At 36.8% G+C, this 17,548-nt stretch carries 14 protein-coding genes; all 14 read left to right on the plus strand.

All coding sequences use genetic code 11. The features are described 5' to 3' along the window. Positions 1 to 115: 115 nt before the first annotated feature. The 14 genes from H1P_RS03610 (at position 116) to H1P_RS03675 (ending at position 17,547) form a co-directional block, all read left to right on the plus strand. Positions 116 to 979, plus strand: coding sequence for a class I SAM-dependent methyltransferase (locus tag H1P_RS03610; protein ID WP_144864239.1), 864 nt, complete (start codon positions 116 to 118; stop codon positions 977 to 979). 306 nt (positions 980 to 1,285) lie between these two features. Further along, on the plus strand, positions 1,286 to 2,392 hold the full coding sequence (locus H1P_RS03615) for a glycosyltransferase (RefSeq protein ID WP_144864242.1): 1,107 nt from the start codon (positions 1,286 to 1,288) through the stop codon (positions 2,390 to 2,392). A 73-nt stretch (positions 2,393 to 2,465) separates the two neighbouring features. Then, on the plus strand, positions 2,466 to 3,329 hold the full coding sequence (locus tag H1P_RS03620) for a class I SAM-dependent methyltransferase (protein ID WP_144864244.1): 864 nt from the start codon (positions 2,466 to 2,468) through the stop codon (positions 3,327 to 3,329). 275 nt (positions 3,330 to 3,604) lie between these two features. Next, positions 3,605 to 4,501, plus strand: a complete 897-nt coding sequence (locus tag H1P_RS03625; protein ID WP_246141455.1) for a sulfotransferase family protein — start codon at positions 3,605 to 3,607, stop codon at positions 4,499 to 4,501. A 73-nt stretch (positions 4,502 to 4,574) separates the two neighbouring features. Continuing rightward, positions 4,575 to 5,369 (plus strand): hypothetical protein, encoded by a 795-nt coding sequence (locus H1P_RS03630; RefSeq protein WP_144864250.1) that lies wholly within the window; start codon positions 4,575 to 4,577, stop codon positions 5,367 to 5,369. Between the two features lie 118 nt (positions 5,370 to 5,487). Then, a complete protein-coding gene (locus tag H1P_RS03635; RefSeq protein ID WP_186375818.1) occupies positions 5,488 to 7,383 on the plus strand; it encodes a glycoside hydrolase family 55 protein in 1,896 nt (631 codons plus the stop codon). A gap of 7 nt (positions 7,384 to 7,390) precedes the next feature. Further along, the gene (locus tag H1P_RS03640) at positions 7,391 to 8,638 is read left to right on the plus strand and encodes a glycosyltransferase family 4 protein (protein ID WP_144864254.1); all 1,248 of its coding nucleotides are present in this window, start codon (positions 7,391 to 7,393) and stop codon (positions 8,636 to 8,638) included. Positions 8,639 to 8,887: 249 nt separating this feature from the next. Further along, positions 8,888 to 9,886: a glycosyltransferase family protein gene (locus H1P_RS03645; protein ID WP_144864256.1), complete on the plus strand. Its 999-nt coding sequence runs from the start codon at positions 8,888 to 8,890 to the stop codon at positions 9,884 to 9,886. Positions 9,887 to 10,400: 514 nt separating this feature from the next. Continuing rightward, complete coding sequence (locus H1P_RS03650) at positions 10,401 to 11,696, plus strand: glycosyltransferase (protein WP_222426913.1); 1,296 nt, start codon at positions 10,401 to 10,403, stop codon at positions 11,694 to 11,696. Between the two features lie 238 nt (positions 11,697 to 11,934). Continuing rightward, complete coding sequence (locus tag H1P_RS03655; RefSeq protein WP_144864258.1) at positions 11,935 to 13,137, plus strand: glycosyltransferase family 4 protein; 1,203 nt, start codon at positions 11,935 to 11,937, stop codon at positions 13,135 to 13,137. An 83-nt stretch (positions 13,138 to 13,220) separates the two neighbouring features. Then, positions 13,221 to 14,378 carry a glycosyltransferase gene (locus tag H1P_RS03660; RefSeq protein ID WP_144864289.1) on the plus strand — a complete coding sequence of 386 codons (1,158 nt, stop codon included), beginning with the start codon at positions 13,221 to 13,223 and terminating at the stop codon, positions 14,376 to 14,378. A gap of 62 nt (positions 14,379 to 14,440) precedes the next feature. Further along, positions 14,441 to 15,625: a glycosyltransferase gene (locus H1P_RS03665; protein ID WP_144864260.1), complete on the plus strand. Its 1,185-nt coding sequence runs from the start codon at positions 14,441 to 14,443 to the stop codon at positions 15,623 to 15,625. Positions 15,626 to 15,653: 28 nt separating this feature from the next. Then, complete coding sequence (locus tag H1P_RS03670) at positions 15,654 to 16,868, plus strand: glycosyltransferase family 4 protein (RefSeq protein WP_144864262.1); 1,215 nt, start codon at positions 15,654 to 15,656, stop codon at positions 16,866 to 16,868. A 49-nt stretch (positions 16,869 to 16,917) separates the two neighbouring features. After that, positions 16,918 to 17,547: a class I SAM-dependent methyltransferase gene (locus tag H1P_RS03675; protein ID WP_144864264.1), complete on the plus strand. Its 630-nt coding sequence runs from the start codon at positions 16,918 to 16,920 to the stop codon at positions 17,545 to 17,547. The last annotated feature ends 1 nt before the right edge of the window (position 17,548 follow it).

The raw sequence follows: 17,548 nt of genomic DNA on the forward strand, positions 1-17,548 counted from the left end.
GATTTACAAAGAAAGTAATAAATGTAAGAAAAATTGCAGATCAAAAATCAAACAAATTATATAATTCAAGTTAGTTAGTTTGAGCAAAAAAATACTTCTTTTGTAGTATAACATCATGCAATTTAAAAATTCTAAGCTTTGGCTTTCTCTAAAAAAAACTCCTCTGATTAGAACTATTCGCCCTACATACATCGCACTACAAAATATTATCGATCCTCTATTTATTTATGCTTACAAAAATAACACTGGTTGGGCAAAACCTATTCCACCAGTTAATCTGAGAAGAATTACTTCTGGACCTTCAATCCCAAGTTATGTTGAATCGGGAGAACGAATTGCCAAAAGTTTGAGAGAAGGTTTAAAAACTGCTAATAAGAAAATAACAGATGTGGAAAATGTTTTAGATTTTGGTTGTGGTGCAGGTAGAATAGCTCAGTATTTTAGTGAGTACGATGAGATTAGCTTCACAGGATGCGATCCCAATCCTAATTTAATTGAATGGCTATCTCACAACTATCATTCAAGGACTTTTTACAACACAAAATTTCATCCTCCTTTGCCTTTTGAATCAAATACCTTTGACTTAATTTACTCTGTCTCAGTTTTTACCCATCTCAGTGAAAAACTACAGTTTAGTTGGCTTCAAGAATTACAGCGTGTTTTACGTCAAGATGGAATTGCTTTAATTACTGTTCTTGGGAAACATGGTGCTAATAGAGATGACCGTTTGGGTTTATCTAACAATTTGACTAAGCGACTTGCTGAAAAAAATTTTATTTTTAAACGAACTTCTGGTACTAAACTACAAACTGAGTTAGTCAATCCCAATGCTGCTGATGAAGATGAAATTTATGGACTAACTTATCATTCTAAACAATACATTTATCAAAATTGGCAAGATTTTGGGGACATTGTCGATATTAAAGATGGGGTTATCGACGATTTACAAGATTTGGTAGTTTTGAAAAATTCTAAATGATTATCCAGTTCCAAATACATTATTTCTTTACATTTTGTTGGCTCGGATTTGTCAACACTGTGAGAGAGGGCAATGGTGAGTCGCTCTCTCACGGTCATGGATAAAAGTTTAGTTCATTAATGGCGATCGCTGATTTTTCAATCACACCCTAATTCACCGATGCCAAAATTCAAACCACACTTGAAGCCCTCTCTCTACCTTGATTAAATTAGGCTGAAGTAGTTTAAGGATCGAGCAATCAAAAGGATGAGTAGTTACTTTTTTGCTTACTTATTTTTGTTTATGGAAAGACTAACATAATATATTATGGTTAAAAAATCACCTCACATTGCTTTATTTCTCAGCTACCTAGGTGGGGGCGGTGCTGAGAGAGTTATGCTTAATCTAGCTGAAGGAATAGCAAAACAGGGTATTCAAGTTGACTTGGTTTTAGGTAGAGCATGGGGTCCTCATCTTGGGAAAATCCCGTCTCAAGTAAAGTTAGTAGACTTGGGAGCCAGGGGAATTTTGGGTAAGCTATGGTCTTTAAGTCGCTACCTAAAGAAAAAAAAGCCGCTAGTTATTCTCTCAGGTATGCACTACGCTAACGAGATTGCCATAGGTGCGAAATTTCTGTCGGGTGGGTCTACAAAGATCGTAGTTTCCGAACACAACACCATATCCCGCGCGATTCAACAGACCAGTCAGACTAGGAAGCTATTAATTCCTATTTTAGTTAAGTATCTGTATCCACTGGCGGACAGTATTGTGGCTGTTTCTCAAGAAGCAGCAAAAGATCTCGCTCAGTTTACTGGTCTCCCCTTAGAACATATTTGCTCTATTTATAATCCAGTTATCAGTAGCGAACTACAAACTAAATCTCAAGCTGCAATAGAACATCCTTGGTTTGTTGCCGATGATTGTCCGATAATTTTGGGGGTAGGTAAGTTATTCCCACAAAAAGATTTTCCGACCCTGATCCGTGCTTTTGATTTAGTGAAAAAAGAGCGTTCGGCGCGCTTGGTAATTTTGGGGTGGGGTTCACTACGCTCGCAGTTAGAAGCCTTAGTCGAAGAACTAGGTTTACAAGAAGATGTTGCTTTTCTTGGCTACGTTCAGAATCCTTACCCATATATGGCTCGTGCTGCGACATTTGTCTTATCTTCTGCTTGGGAAGGATTACCCACAGTTTTAATTGAAGCAATGGCTTTAGGCACTCCCGTTATTTCTACCGACTGTCCAAGTGGTCCAGCAGAAATTTTAGACAGTGGCAAGTATGGTTGGTTAACGCCAGTAGGTGATAGTGAAACTTTGGCAAAGACAATATTATCAGTATTGGACGGTCAAACAAAAAAAATAGACCCAGTTTGGCTAAAACAATTTGAAGTGGAAACCACAACCAAACAATATCTTCAATTATTTGATGTTAAGTAGTTCCACAAAATTATTTTCTTGGTTGAGGTAGAGAAAAGAAAGAAGAACGATTAATAATTAAGAGGAATATTGTATGAATCCCAAAATAAAAATTGCTAAAAACGAAAAAAGAACAATCGAACAAATTAGAGAACATTACGAAATTGAAAAAGAATTAGCTACCCAACTGCGTAATTCTACTCATCAAGAGAGGCAATACTTGTATACGGCTCTTTATGATGAACTTTTTAGAAAAGTTCCTCTCCATCCCCAACTAGCTCTTAAATCTAGTTCCAAAAAAGCTATTGCTTGGATAGTCGCTCAGCGAATGCAGCTATTGAAAAGTTTTTTGAGTTCTGACACAACCTATTTGGAGGTGGGGCCTGGAGATTGTGGCTTATCAATGGAAGTAGCCAAAAAAGTTAAACAAGTTTATGCAATTGATGTTTCTAACGAAATTGTCAAAAATATAGACTTTCCTTCCAACTTTCAATTTGTAATTTCTGATGGCTGTAGTATTCCCATTGCGGAAAACAGCATTGATGTTGCTTATAGTCATCAGTTAATGGAACATTTGCATCCCGATGATGCTTTGACACAACTAAAAAACATTTATAAGGCTATTAAACCAGGGGGCGTGTATATATGTATAACTCCTAATCGTTTATCGGGTCCTCATGATATTTCTAAATATTTTGATGAAGTAGCTACGGGATTTCATCTTAAAGAATATACGGTGAGCGAATTATACCAAGTTTTTCGTACTGTGGGATTTTCTCAAGTAAATTTATACAAAAGTCGCGATCGCTATAATTTGAAAATACCATTGAATACCGTCACAATACCTATGTTACGAGCAGGGGAAAAAGTTATTGGTCAACTACCATATTCTTTAAGAAGAAAAATAGCCAGCCAACTCTTACTGTTTCGTGGAATAACAATAGTGGGGAAAAAGTGAATTTTAAAAAGGATGATATTTTCATTATTATTTAATTCAAGCGATAAATCTGCTGAGAAACCGCGAACATGATAAATCTCTATCATGAAAATTTTACTAAAATAGCTACTACTTTTTTTCAAACTAGAATTTTTCCCGCTCTCACAAATACTGCTTCTATCACTCCTTTTTTGCAGATGGTTTTCAATTTGATAAATCAATCTGATTTCAGTTTATTAACTGGAGTTTTGTTCAAAATTAAAATTTAAATAGGCTGGATTGGTGATTTTATGATTATGCCCAATTTTCTGATCATTGGTGCAGCTAAATCTGGAACTACTTCAATTAATGCTTATCTCAAGCAACATCCACAGATTTATATGAGTCCTCAAAAAGAACCCAATTTTTTTGCTTTTGAGGGGGAGCAACTAGATTTTTTAGGTTCTATTGCAGAAGGATACCGTCAAGGAATTCAAACCGATCTTGAAACATATCAAAGAAATTTTCAAGCAGTTTCTCACGAGATAGCTATTGGTGAAACATCTCCTTCTTATTTATATATTGAAAAGGCTGCTGAACGTATCAAGTATCATCTTCCCCAAGTCAAATTAATTGCTATTGTTCGAGATCCTTCTGAAAGAGCCTATTCAAATTTTTTGCATCATTGTCGAGATCGACTTGAGCTTTATCAAGATTTTGAAACAGCCTTGGAAGCAGAAGAATCCCGCATTACCAATAATTGGTGGTGGGGTTTTCACTATGTAAATGTTAGTCGTTATTTCCTACAATTGAAGCGGTACTTTGAGATTTTTGATCGCGACCAAATTAAAGTTTATCTCTATGAAGATTTGCAAGATAATCCTTTACAATTGTCCCAGGATATTTTTCAGTTTCTGGGGGTAGATAGCCAATTTGTTCCCGATATGTCTGCCAAGTATAATACCACTGGTATTCCCAAATATCAGACTTTGGATGCTTTGATTAAAGAGCAAAATTTAATTAAAACTGTTTACCAGTTTCTCATACCTACCAAGCTACGCAAGCAAATTACTGCTAATCTTAGTCAAAGAAACTCTTTAGTCAAGCCCACACTCACCCCAGAACTCCGTCAAAAATTACAAAATAGATTGAAAGAAGATATTTTGCAGCTTCAAGACCTAATTAAACGGGATCTTTCAAATTGGCTGAAATAAGTAACCTTATGAGCAAAATATTCGCGCTACTCTTGCAAGAAAACCAAACCACTGTCATAGATTTGGCAATTATATGAAGACTAATTACTTAAAATCAAAGTTTTACATTTGGCGCAAACAAACACGTATTTATTTAGCGCAGTATCCCAGAATATTTTTTCCTTTAAGATTGTTGTTGTATGGTTTTGTTCATGAACGTCTGATAGCTAAAGATACTGAAATTGTAATTGAAGGATTTCCTAGTTCAGCCAATTCATTTGCTGTTAAAGCATTTGAAATGTCTCAACCTCATCAAGTAAAAATTGCACACCATCTACACGATCCCGCAGCAATAATTGCTGCTGCAAAATCAGGAATACCTTGTATTTTGCTGATTCGCGATCCTGAAGATGCTATTATGTCTTATCTAATTAGATTTATCTCTCAAGGGGAAACTAATTTAAATAATTCAATTAATATCATTAGCAATCAATTAAATAAATATATTGATTTTTACTCTTCTTTAATTCCTTATCAGAAAGAGATTATAGTAGCTGATTTTTCAGAAGTTATTAGTGATTTTGGTCAAATAATTACTAAACTAAATCATAAATTTGGGACTAATTTTCAAGAATTTATTCATAACGAAAGCAATGTTGATAAATGCTTTAAATTAATTGAAAAATATAATAGTCAAGCTTTTGGCAAAGGGAAAGTGGTCGAAAAATCTGTAGCCAGACCTTCTGAATATAGAAAGAAATTAAAGCAGCAATTAAGCATTGAATTTAAAAGCTCAGAAATTCAAAATTTAGGCGATTGCGCCTACGAAGTATATAATTGTTTTCAAACGGAAAAGAGTTCGGAAAAATTAGCCGAAAACATTCGTTAAGACTTGATTGTTAAGTTTATTTTTTATGTCCTAAAAGTTGTCTAAGAGGTCTAGAAAGCTTATGCTCTATTGTAGAAAACTGCTTAGTTGGAGTGCTATTTTCACACTTTTAATACCAGTGGCAAGCTGTTCTTATGTAGTACAGGCAGAGAAAAAAGAATCATTATCTTCCATTGCTACAGCAGAAGTATTGGCGACAGATAATAATCAAAATAAAGTAAGTTTAGAGCAGAATCAAAGTGTCAAACTCGCGCGTTCCTTGGGCGAGGTTTCCTCGACAGGGTCACTCGTCAAAAATTTTCCCGATGATATTGGCTGGGTCGATATCAAGAGAGATTATGGAGCAAAAGGAGATGGCATAACAGACGATACCCCAGCAATCAGAAAGGCATTAGCCGAAGCCAATGCTAGCTATAATGAACCAACCTTAATTTACTTTCCCGAAGGTACTTATTTGGTAAGCGATACTTTGGAATGGTCTTCAAAAGGTCAAAGCTGCTGTGTATCGTTTCAAGGTCAGGGAAAAGATCGGACTATTATTAAACTAAAAGACAGTTCACCTGGATTTGATAGTGTAGAACAAGCCAAAGCAGTTATTAGAACCAGAGCAGGAAACGTTGCCTTTCGCCACTACATTCGCGATTTAACTGTCAATACTGGTATTGGTAATTCTGGAGCAATTGGCATTGATTATATTGCCAATAACAGAGGCGCGATTGAAGATGTCAACATCGAATCGGGAGATGGAGCAGGTATCACAGGTTTATCAATGATAAGAGAATGGCCAGGCCCAAGTCTAGTTAAAAATGTTTCTATTGATGGATTTAAGCGCGGAATTAGAACTTTTCATTCTGTTTACAGCGTTACTCTAGAAAATATTACGCTGAGAAATCAAACATTTGCTGGCATTCAGAATACCAGCAACGCCCTGGCAATTAGAAATCTTCAAAGCAACAATTCTGTTCCTGCGATTAAAAATCGTGGTTCTGGTTTGGTAATAGTGTTAGATGGTAATTTCCAAGGAGGCTCGCCTAAAGTAAGCGCGATTGATAATACGGCTCAAGTGTATGCCAGAAATATCCAAGCTCAAGGGTATCGCTCCGCAATTAAGCACTGGGATGAGACATTGCCTGCACTGTCTTATGATGAATATATTTCCGCTCCAGTTGCCAGCTTATTTGAGAGTCCTGCTCATTCTCTTAATTTACCTATAGAAGAAACTCCAGCGTTTCATGATAATAATCTTGATAACTGGGCAAGTGTTCGAGATTATCCTTCCATTCAGGCAGCCATGAATTCTGGAAAATCAACTATTTATTTCCCCACAGGGAATTATTCTCTCGAAGAAAAAATTTCTATTCCTGCTACAGTAAGAAAAATTATTGGTTTTGAATCTAAACTTGGTGTTCCTAAAGACAAACAAGCAATTCTCAAAATTGAAGAAGACAGTCCCCATCCTTTAATTCTTGAAGGTTTTTTAGTTAACGAACGAATCACTATCGATCACGCCAGCCCTAGAACTTTAGCCATCGAACACTCAAAGCTTCAAAGTTCAATTCATAATGCTCCCAATTCAGGTAAATTGTTTTTAGAAGACGTACAAAATATATTGCAATTAGAACATCCCCAAAATGTTTGGGCAAGACAATTAAACTCAGAAACATTAAAAGAACCTCAAACAAAAGTAATTAATAATGGTGGTAACTTTTGGATTTTGGGACTAAAAACTGAAGGCAAAGGTTCGGTAATGGAAACTAATAATGGAGGCAAAACAGAATTATTAGGAACTTTAGTTTATCCAGTACGTGAATTCGCCCCTACAGAAAAAAAGCAGGCAGCTTTTGTTAATAATGAATCGAGTCAGTCTTTGATCTATAAACTCCAAGTGTCAGGCAAAAACCGTAATTATCCCATTCAGATCAAAGAAACTCGTCAGGGAAAAACTAAATTTTTGCACAGCAAAGAATTATCAGAAAAAATCATCACCTTATTTGCTGGATATCAGGCAGAATAAGTAATCTATGAAAATTTTACATTTGAGTACTTCTGACTTGGATGGAGGGGCAGCAAGGGCTGCTTATCGCTTGCACCGAGGCTTACAAACAACTGGCATTAACTCTCAAATGCTAGTAAGAGCTAAAGATAGTGGAGATGAGACGGTTATAGCAGATCGCAGCAACCTCACTAAATTAGGTCCCAAAGCCAACGGTTTACCCCTTAAATTCCATCCTCAACGCGATCGCAGTATCTTTTCTCCCCAATGGTTGCCCGATGCTTTGGTCGCTAAAATTCAACAACTTCAGCCAGACATAGTTCATTTACACTGGATCTGTAATGGCTTTTTACAAATAGAAACTCTGGCTAAATTAAACAAAACCATAGTCTGGACTCTGCACGATATGTGGGCGTTTACGGGTGGATGTCATTACAGTCATAATTGCTATCGTTACACTAAATCTTGCGGTGCTTGTCCCCAGCTAAAAAGTAACAACAATTGGGATCTATCCCGTTGGGTATGGCAACGTAAAGCCAGAGCTTGGAAAAAGCTTGATTTGAAGATTGTTAGTCCTAGTTTTTGGCTTGCTGAATGTGCTAAATCAAGCTCTCTATTTCAAGACTCAGAAGTTGAGGTGATTCCTCATGGTCTTGATTTAGAAAAGTATAAACCAATAGAGCAAAAAATAGCTCGGACAATTCTCAATTTGCCCCTGAATAAGCAAATCGTTCTTTTTGGCGCATCGCCAGGAACAACTAGCGATCAAAGAAAGGGATTGCATTTGCTTCAACCTGCAATGCAAAAGCTGATTCAGTCTGGGTGGCAAGATAAGCTTGAACTGGTAGTTTTTGGCGGTTATAAACCTGAGAATCCAGTAGATTTGGGATTTAAAACTCACTATCTCGGTCAATTCCACGATGATATTTCGTTGGTGCTGGTTTATTCCTCTGCTAATGTAATGGTAGTTCCATCAAAGCAAGAAGCATTTGGACAGACTGCTTCTGAAGCTCTTGCTTGCAGTACGCCAGTAGTTGCTTTTGCTGCAACTGGAGTTAAGGACATTGTTGACCATCAGCACAATGGCTATTTGGCTAATCCTTTCGACATTGATGATTTAGCCCGAGGGATTACCTGGGTTTTGGAAAATTGCGATCGCCAGCAAAAACTACGTGTTCGTGCTCGTGAGAAAGCTGAGCGAGAATTCACTATAGAATTGCAGGCGCGTCGCTATAGAGCTCTCTATCAGAAGATTTTGCGCCAATGCGATCGCTAAAAGTGAGCATTAAAATTAACGATTTGATCGTTCAAGAAAAACTGTTATCACCATCTGTATTTCAAGAGGTAAGTACCTTTGAATGATCTATCGGAGAATACTTCAAGTGAACCACTTGTGAAGATCTGCTTGCTCCAGAAATTTTTTTACTTTGAGTAACCGCCTTTATTACTAAAGCATGGTAATTAAAATATGTAATTTGCCAATAAAGCGATTAAAGTTCAATAATTATACAGGATTTGAGTAGTTATGAAAGATTTTGGCATTATACTGGCTTGCTATAAAAAAGATTATCGATTTGCTAAAGGATGCTGCGCCAGCATTAGATATTTTTTAGGAGACATTCCGATTTGTCTATTAGTGGATGGCTCATTTCCCGTGGCTGAAGTGGTCAAAGCATATGATGTAAATGTCATCTATCGCAACGATGTGGCTAACCAAGTTTTAAAAAACAGAAGTTTTGGATATGGGCTAACCAAAATGGTCGCGTTTTGGGAAAGCCCATTTCAGCATTTTTTGTTTATGGACGCAGATACCATAGCTTGGGGGAACATTCTTAAATATGCTAACTTTGAGAATTTTGATTTTGTTGTTGATCGCACAGAAAGTATTTATTTAAATGATAGCGGTATCAATAGATATTTTTTTAATACTGAAAAACTCGAACAATGTTTCCCGAATTTTAATTGGCAAAAATATCGATACAATTATTTTGTTTCGGGAGTTTTCTTTGCCAAAAAGGGGATTTTTGAATTAGCTGAATATGAAAAAATGCTCTATCTTCGCGAACAGCACAGAGAAATGTTTAAGTTGGGCGAGCAAGGGTTATTAAATCTCATGATTTTTCAAGGAGTAGAACAAGGCAAGTTTCGCCTTAAAAACGAATATCTGCAGATTTTTGGTAGTAGTTTTATTGATAATCTACAGCAAAAAAAACGTTTTAGCTTAGAAGGCAATACCCCTATTCTACAAGGCGATGATGCCAGTGTTATTCATTGGGCAGGAGGCATTAACAGCCCCTTATTGGCTAGAACAGAAGTTTATAACAAACCAATGACTTTTTTTAGACAAAAATGTCTTCGCGATTATGCAAGAATTAATAGTATAAAGGCTACAATTTTTCTTTACATTGAAGATTTTTGGCCTAACCTGAAAGTCTATGGTCAAAAATTAGCTAAACAGTTTCCAGCTTTGCGTCAAACTTTAGCAGGGTTCAAAAAATTCTGCATATCGATGGTTAAGTATTAGATCTGTTGCACAATAAGAATCTAAATCAGTCCTAAGCGTAACTCTCGCTGTAGTGAAATCTTAACAACTGACGAACAAAAGGCAATTGATACGTTTATCGAGCAAAAATATCAACATATTAAACAATTAAAATATGCCGATAACACTATTTGGCCGCGGAATGCAATGGGGCATTCAAGCTCTTGAAATAAATTCAAGCTTACGCCCCTCGTCACCGCAGGCTCTGTCTTTGAGGGCGCGAAGTAACGGTGACCTGACTAAAATTGTAGATATTTATTCAGAAAAAGTTTTGAGAAATAATCATGCCCAATTTATCATTCCCTTTAATGTTTTTACTATTACCTATCTTTCTGAAAAAAGCATTTGTGCGAAGCACAAATGCACATTTATCACAATTTCATCAAAAATTTCTACGTAATTCTATATCAGAAAAAAATATAATACTTGTATACTAATTTTGGGGAATAACTCCAGTCAATATTTTATTCTCTTAAAAGAGAGGATTAGGTGAAGGTTGAACAAAAAAATTTTTACTAATGATACTCAATTTCAAAAACCAGATCTGGAAAAGAAAAGACACAATCAAGAGCGCAAGCTCATTCTTTTCGATCTTTCCATTTACGGACATCATCCAGCTTACATTCAATATCTAGTTCAATACTGGTGCGAACAAGAATTACCAGGAAGCTTAGATATCATAGTCTCCCCTCGGTTTTTACAAGTACATGCTGAGGTTGTAGACACAGCTTTGAGCTACGGACAGAAAAACGTCAACTTTGTAGAGATCGCTCCAGCAGAAGAAGCTGCTCTCAAACCCAGAAATTCTATTATTAGTCGCACTCACCGTGCTTGGCAGGAGTGGCAGCTATTGTGCAAGTATGTTGATTGTTTGGGAGCAAATCACTGTTTAATCATGTACTTTGACCCTTATCAACTACCGCTAGCTTTGGGAATAAAGACTCCCTGTCCCTTCTCTGGAATTTACTTTCGACCCACATTTCATTACCACGAGTTGGCTAACTACGAACCTAAACTCAAAGAAAGAATTCAACAATGGCGAGAGCGATTGCTAATATCTCAAATAGTCAATCATCCCCAATTACAAAATCTTTTTTGTCTCGACCCATTTGCGATCGCACCTCTGGCTCAATTTTGCCGTCACAGTCAAGCGATACATCTGCCCGATCCCGTACCATCAGTTTCCTGTTCGTTGGAGGAGATAACTAAACTAAAATTTCGTTTGAGCGTAGAACCCCAGAGACAAGTATTTCTCTTATTCGGTGCTTTAACTAAACGCAAAGGAATTTATCAGGTATTAGAAGCAGTTCGCCTCTTGCCTTCATTTCTATGCCAACATTTATGTATTTTAATGGTAGGACAGGTAGATCGAGGAGTTAAAACTCAAGTTGAGTCCCTAGTAGCTGATTTACATCAAGAAACACCCATCCAAATTATTCGACATTATCAATTTGTATCTGAGACAGAAGTTTCGCATTATTTTCAGCTAGCGGATGTAGTTTTGGCCACCTATCAAAGACACGTCGGTATGAGTGGTATTTTACTATTAGCAGCAGCAGCCCAAAAACCCGTTTTGGCTGATAGCTACGGATTGATGGGAGAAATTACCCGCCAACATCAATTAGGCTTAACTGTTGATGCCACCAAAGCAGCAGAAATCGCCCAGGGAATCACTCAAATATTATCCAATCCAGAGGCTATTGGCGATCGCAATCAAATGAAACAAATGAAACAATTTGCTGCTCAAAATTCACCCCAACGTTTTGCTCGAACCATTTTGCAACATATTTGACACTCTGCTCTATCAAATTAAATCAAGCAGATTCTTAAGATACAAATGTATTTTATCATGTTTCACAGATGTTAAAATGTCCGAGTTGTTCTTCTGAGTGCTTGTCTGGTAGAGTTTCCCGACAATTATATGTGGCAGACATGCCACATATAATGATGGTAGTTTTCCCATTACCCACTTAATAACTATGAACCATTTATTTCAAATCATCAAATACATTAATCTCTTTAAAACCTAAATGAACAACCCACGCATTGCTTGGGTAATGCCTATTGCTTGTGTTTATTGGCAAGTAATTCTTAGAGAGTTTGTCAAAGCATATCCCCAAACTAAAATTTTTACCAGTAAAAAACACGAATCTCCCAAAGGATTAGAAAATACCCTTGATATTGAAGTAGTCGGTAAACTAAAAGTTATTCAGTTTAAGCCTCGATACGGTCAATATAGCTCGAAATTCGCCTATATGTCTTTAGCTATTGTCAACAGATTACTAAAGTATCAACCACAAATAATTTTTGCCGATACCTTTAGTCTTTGGACTCTGCTGGTTTCCTTGACCAAACCATTGGGCAAATGGAAAATTATACTGGCTTATGAAGGAAGTTCTCCTGGGGTAGATTATTGCTATTCTCCTCTTCGTTTATTAGTAAGACGCATCATAATTAACATGGCAGATGCTTATATTACCAATAGTCAAGTAGGAAAAAATTATTTAATTAAAATTCTCTACGCTCCAGCAAACAGAGTATTTGCGTATCCCTATTTAGTACCAGATTCTCAATTTCTTCTCAAACACCCAGAAGCGATCTCACTACCTCCATTAACAACTCTTTACAGACAAAAAATCGAGATAGACACAGGGAGATATAAATTCTCTGAAAATAATCTATTGGGGAAAAAACCCGTTTTTCTGTTTGTCGGTCGTTTAATTCCCCGTAAAGGAATCAAATTTCTGTTAGAAGCCTGTACGATTCTCAATCAAAAAGGGTATAACAATCGCTATTCTTTAATGATTATAGGAGAAGGACAACAGCGAGCCGAGCTAGAACAATTTTGTCAAAACAACCAACTAAATGATTATGCCAATTGGATTGGACAAGTAAATTATCAAAACATTAGTACTTATTTTCGTCAAGCAGATGTTTTGGTTCTTCCTTGTATTGAAGATACCTGGGGAATGGTTGTATTAGAAGCGATTTTATTTGGTAAAGCAGTCTTATGTTCCACTGGTGCTGGTGCTTCGGAAATAATTGCTCAAGAAAAAAATGGTTATGTTTTTGAGCCACAAAATGCTCAAAAATTAGCTCAGCTAATGGCAAATTTAATCGATAACCCCCATTTAATCACAACAATGAAAAAAAAATCTGCTTTAATTGCCCCAAAAATTACTCCAGAAACGGCGACAAACTTTTTAATAAAAACTGTTAAATTACTGGGTTAAGTATTCAAGTTGACATCAAAATCAAGACATAACTGACAAGTTCTAAAATAGTTTGCTTTACTTTACTAAAAAACATCATGTCAATGAAAGAACTTCGCGTAGCGTGGCTATTATCATCCGCATTTTATTACTGGCAGCCTAGTATCAGCGAATTTAGCAAGCTATTTCCCCATAGTAAAGTTTTTACTGGTCGCTGGGTAGGATTTGCTAAAGGTTATGAAAACTCACTAGATGTAGAAATAGTGGGGGAAAGAAAAGTTTTGCGAAAAGCCTCTAAAAAACCTGGTTACGGTTTGAGCTTTACTTATTTATCTCCCAGTATTGTGAGCTATTTATTTCGATTCAAGCCCGACCTAATTTTTTCTAATGCCTTTGGTGTCTGGACGATTTTAGCTTTGTTGTTCAAATTTATCGGCAACTGGCAAGTCATTATTATCTATGAAGGTAGTGCGCCAGGAGTAGACTTTCTCGATTCTTTCTTACGTCTTGGGATACGCAGATTGATGATGCGGTTGGCTGATGGAGCGATTAGTAATTCTCAAGCAGGAATGAATTATCTGACAAAGGTGTTAGAAGGCAAAAAAGAGCGCGTTTGGTATCATCCGATTGAAATTCCTTCTTCTAAAACTTGGACGGAAACCCTTAGAGATACTCAATTATCTCAATTGCAGCTTAACAATCCCGTGTTTCTCTTTGTAGGAAGGCTGTTACCCAGAAAAGGGCTGCATTTGCTTTTAGAAGCTTGCCATCTTTTAAAAACTCAGGGGTATAAATTTAGCTTATTAGTAGTAGGAGATGGCGAACAAAGAACAGAATTAGAAACTTATTGTCGAGAACATGGGTTAGAAGATTGTGTTTACTGGATGGGTTTTGTTGCTTACGAAAAGCTATCAGCTTATTTTGAACGAGCCGATGTTTTTGTGCTGCCTACTTTTGAGGATACTTGGGGAGTGGCAGTTTTAGAAGCAATGTTGTTCGGCAAACCTGTTTTCTGTTCTCAAGGTGCGGGAACAGCAGAGCTAATAGTGGATGGAGAAAACGGATATGTATTTGAGCCTATGCAAACGCAGCAGCTAGCCGAACTCATGGCAAAAGCGATCGCTAATCCCGAACAATTCTCTCTTATGGGAGAAAAATCGAGGCAAACTATGGCTCAGTATACCCCAGAAGCAGCAGCTAGTTTTTTAACTCAAGTAGTTGAGGCGATCGTAAATAAGAAGAAGGTAACAAGTAATCAATAAGCAGACACAAAAATTAAACCTTTAGTTACTAATTTAGTTTTTCTTGAACCAAAAAATTTTTAATGAATAATTTTGATAACTTTACCAATCCGATTGCTCTTTTTGCTGGCGGGGGAGTTGGTGATTCGCAAACTAATGTCAGTGTCTATCTCGTTAGTGGGATTGCTCTGCAAGGTTATAGCGTCGATTTAGTGACTCTTTCTTCTACCAAATCGGCATTACTAGATTTTTATCGCGAAGTTGCGGGTTTTGAGCGAGTTAATGTTTACCCTTTGCAAGTGTCTAATGCTCGGAAATCTCTTCCTCCTCTAATTAAGTACTACAAACAAAGGCAGCCACAAGTTATATTTTCTCAACTAACTTACTTTAATGCTTTAGCAGTAGTAGCCAAAATTTTAGCCAGAGCGAAAACCGCCAATATATTGTTGGAAGGAACTCTTTTGAGCAAAATGATTCAAAGCGATTCTCAATTTTCCCGTAAATTGATGCTTGTTCCCTTTTTGGCTAAATTAACCTATCCCTTTGCTCAAGGGTTTATTGCTAAAAGTAAAGATATTCTACTCGATACCAGACAAGTTGTCGGCAAAAGATTTGAGTCCTTATCAACAACTGTATTACCCAATCCCTACCCATTCGAGCGTTTTACAACTTTGGCTCAAGAAACAGTAGATCATTCTTGGTTTCGTGATCGAGAACTGCCGATTATTATTTCTTCTGGTAGACTGTGCGAACAAAAAGGATTTGATACTCTACTACAAGCTTTTGCCGAAGTATATCAAAAAATTCCTTGTCGTCTGGTCATTCTGGGAGAAGGACCAGAACGTCAACAACTAGAAGCACAGATTGAGAAACTGGAACTAACTGAAGCTGTCTGGATGCCAGGAAGAGTTAGTAATCCTTGGAAATACGTTGCTAACTCTTCCATATTTGTGCTGGCTTCTCGTTGGGAAGGATGGCCTTCGGCATTGATGGAGGCCATGGCTTGTAAAATTCCTGTAATTACTACTGACTGTCCTGGGGACGGCAAAAAAATGGTGAACGATCGACAAAGTGGTCTAATTATACCTACGGATAATGTCATTGCTCTGCAAAATGCTCTGCTGAAACTGCTACAAGAGCCAACTTATAGAGAAAAATTGGGTCAAAAAGCACAAGAAAGTGTCTCTCGTTATGATTATAGAGTCATAACCACAGAATATCTTGATTTTGCTTGCTCTATAGTGGAAAATCAAGTCATAAAAAGCTAGTGAAAAATCTTACAGATATTCCCAAACAATGCATATTTTAAGCATCCACAATCGCTATTTGATGCGAGGTGGAGAAGAGGAGTCTTACGAACTAGAAGCAGCAATCTTACAAGAAAACGGACATCAAGTTGATACTTATGAAGAAAATAATCTCAATCTAAAAACTCTTTCTTCAGCACATTTGGCACTGAGAACAATTTGGTCAGTAGAATCTTATCGCCAAGTAACAGAAAAGTTAACAAGTTCCCAATACGATATCGTTCATGTTCACAATTTTTTTCCTCTGATTTCTCCTTCAGTTTACTATGCTGCCAGAAAAGCTAAAGTGCCTGTAGTGCAGACTTTGCAAAACTTTCGTCTGCTCTGTCCTAATGCTCTATTTTTAAGAGAAGGTAAAGTTTGCGAAGCTTGTTTAGATAAATTTATTCCCTATCCTGGAGTAGTACATGGCTGTTATCGCAACAGTAAAGTTTCTAGTGCGGGAGTTGCTGCAATGTTGAGCGTACATCGGGCTTTAGGAACTTGGAAAAATTTAGTAGACCGCTATATTGCCCTGACTAACTACGATCGCGATAAGTTTATTCAAGGTAGCATACCAGGAGATAAAATTACTGTCAAACCCAATATAATTCATCCAGATCCTGGTGTGGGAGAAGGCAAAGGCAATTACGCAGTCTTTGTGGGTAGATTATCGGTAGAAAAGGGAATTGATACTCTTTTAGATGCTTGGGAAAAGTTAGCCCCTAAAATTCCCCTCAAAATTGTTGGTGAAGGACCTTTAGCCGATTTGGTAGCTGAAACTGCTCGCAGAATACCACAAATAGAGTGGTTGGGTTATAAACCTTTAGAACAAGTATTCGATGTAGTTGGACAAGCCCAGTTTTTTATCTATCCTTCCAAATGGAATGAAACTTTTAGCCGAGTAGCAGTGGAAGCCTTTGCTAAAGGAACTCCTGTTATTGCAGCAGCAGGAGTCACAGCGATGAAAGAATTAGTCGATCCAGGAAGAACGGGATTGCATTTTAAAATTGGTGATTCAGAAGATTTAGTAACTAAAGTAAAGTGGTTGCTCGATAATCCTCAACAGTTGGAGATGATGCGTCATCAGGCTCGTGCTGAATTTGAAAACCGATTTGCAGCCCACAAAAATTATCGACAACTAATTAATATTTATCAATTGGCGATCTCTCAAAAGCAACAATATGCTTTAGAAAATAAAACAAATAGCAAAGTTGTTCCATAAGCAAAGATTAATAGTTTATAAAACAATTGAAACTTTTGTCAAAATCATAATGAAACAAACATACGAAAGATTAAATACACTGCAACATTCCAGTGAAACAGATCCTTTTACTATAGAAAGGTATCACCAATTTTTCAAACATTTACCAAAAAAGATTAAAAATATCTTAGATGTTGGTTGCAATACAGGTAGAGGAGGAGAGACATTAAAAAAACTCAACCCTAATTTAACTATTTTTGGTTTGGACTGTGTTGAAAGTCGTTTACAAAAATTATCGTCAAAAATATACGAGCAAAAAATATGTTCTTATTCTACAAACATACCCATAGAAAATAATTATTTAGATGCAATAGTAGCTGGTGAATTTATTGAACATCTATATGAAAAAGATGTTCATCAGACATTATTAGAATTTTACCGAACTCTTAAATCACAAGGGAGGTTGCTACTCACAACTCCTAATCCTGATTACCTACGCTTAAAGTTAACAGGGGGAAGTGTTCTTGGAGGAGCACACGTATCAGAACATTATCCAAATCTTCTAAAAGAACAACTAAAAACCATTGGCTTTACCAGTATAAAAATTTTGGGAAGTGGCAAAATGTCTCGCCTACTTGGAGAAAATTTTCCTTTTCTAACATTGTATGGAAGTTATATAGCGATCGCTGATAAAATTTAAA

Origin of the sequence: Hyella patelloides LEGE 07179 (genome assembly GCF_900659865.1) — a bacterium.
In the GTDB taxonomy this organism is placed as follows: Bacteria; Cyanobacteriota; Cyanobacteriia; order Cyanobacteriales; family Xenococcaceae; genus Hyella; species Hyella patelloides.

Excerpts from the sequence above, each read along its gene's own strand:
- H1P_RS03610 (WP_144864239.1), top strand. The coding sequence starts at position 116 with ATGCAATTTAAAAATTCTAAGCTTTGGCTTTCTCTAAAAAAAACTCCT.
- H1P_RS03615 (WP_144864242.1), top strand. The coding sequence starts at position 1,286 with ATGGTTAAAAAATCACCTCACATTGCTTTATTTCTCAGCTACCTAGGT.
- H1P_RS03620 (WP_144864244.1), top strand. The coding sequence starts at position 2,466 with ATGAATCCCAAAATAAAAATTGCTAAAAACGAAAAAAGAACAATCGAA.
- H1P_RS03625 (WP_246141455.1), top strand. The coding sequence starts at position 3,605 with ATGCCCAATTTTCTGATCATTGGTGCAGCTAAATCTGGAACTACTTCA.
- H1P_RS03630 (WP_144864250.1), top strand. The coding sequence starts at position 4,575 with ATGAAGACTAATTACTTAAAATCAAAGTTTTACATTTGGCGCAAACAA.
- H1P_RS03640 (WP_144864254.1), top strand. The coding sequence starts at position 7,391 with ATGAAAATTTTACATTTGAGTACTTCTGACTTGGATGGAGGGGCAGCA.
- H1P_RS03645 (WP_144864256.1), top strand. The coding sequence starts at position 8,888 with ATGAAAGATTTTGGCATTATACTGGCTTGCTATAAAAAAGATTATCGA.
- H1P_RS03655 (WP_144864258.1), top strand. The coding sequence starts at position 11,935 with ATGAACAACCCACGCATTGCTTGGGTAATGCCTATTGCTTGTGTTTAT.
- H1P_RS03660 (WP_144864289.1), top strand. The coding sequence starts at position 13,221 with ATGAAAGAACTTCGCGTAGCGTGGCTATTATCATCCGCATTTTATTAC.
- H1P_RS03665 (WP_144864260.1), top strand. The coding sequence starts at position 14,441 with ATGAATAATTTTGATAACTTTACCAATCCGATTGCTCTTTTTGCTGGC.
- H1P_RS03670 (WP_144864262.1), top strand. The coding sequence starts at position 15,654 with ATGCATATTTTAAGCATCCACAATCGCTATTTGATGCGAGGTGGAGAA.
- H1P_RS03675 (WP_144864264.1), top strand. The coding sequence starts at position 16,918 with ATGAAACAAACATACGAAAGATTAAATACACTGCAACATTCCAGTGAA.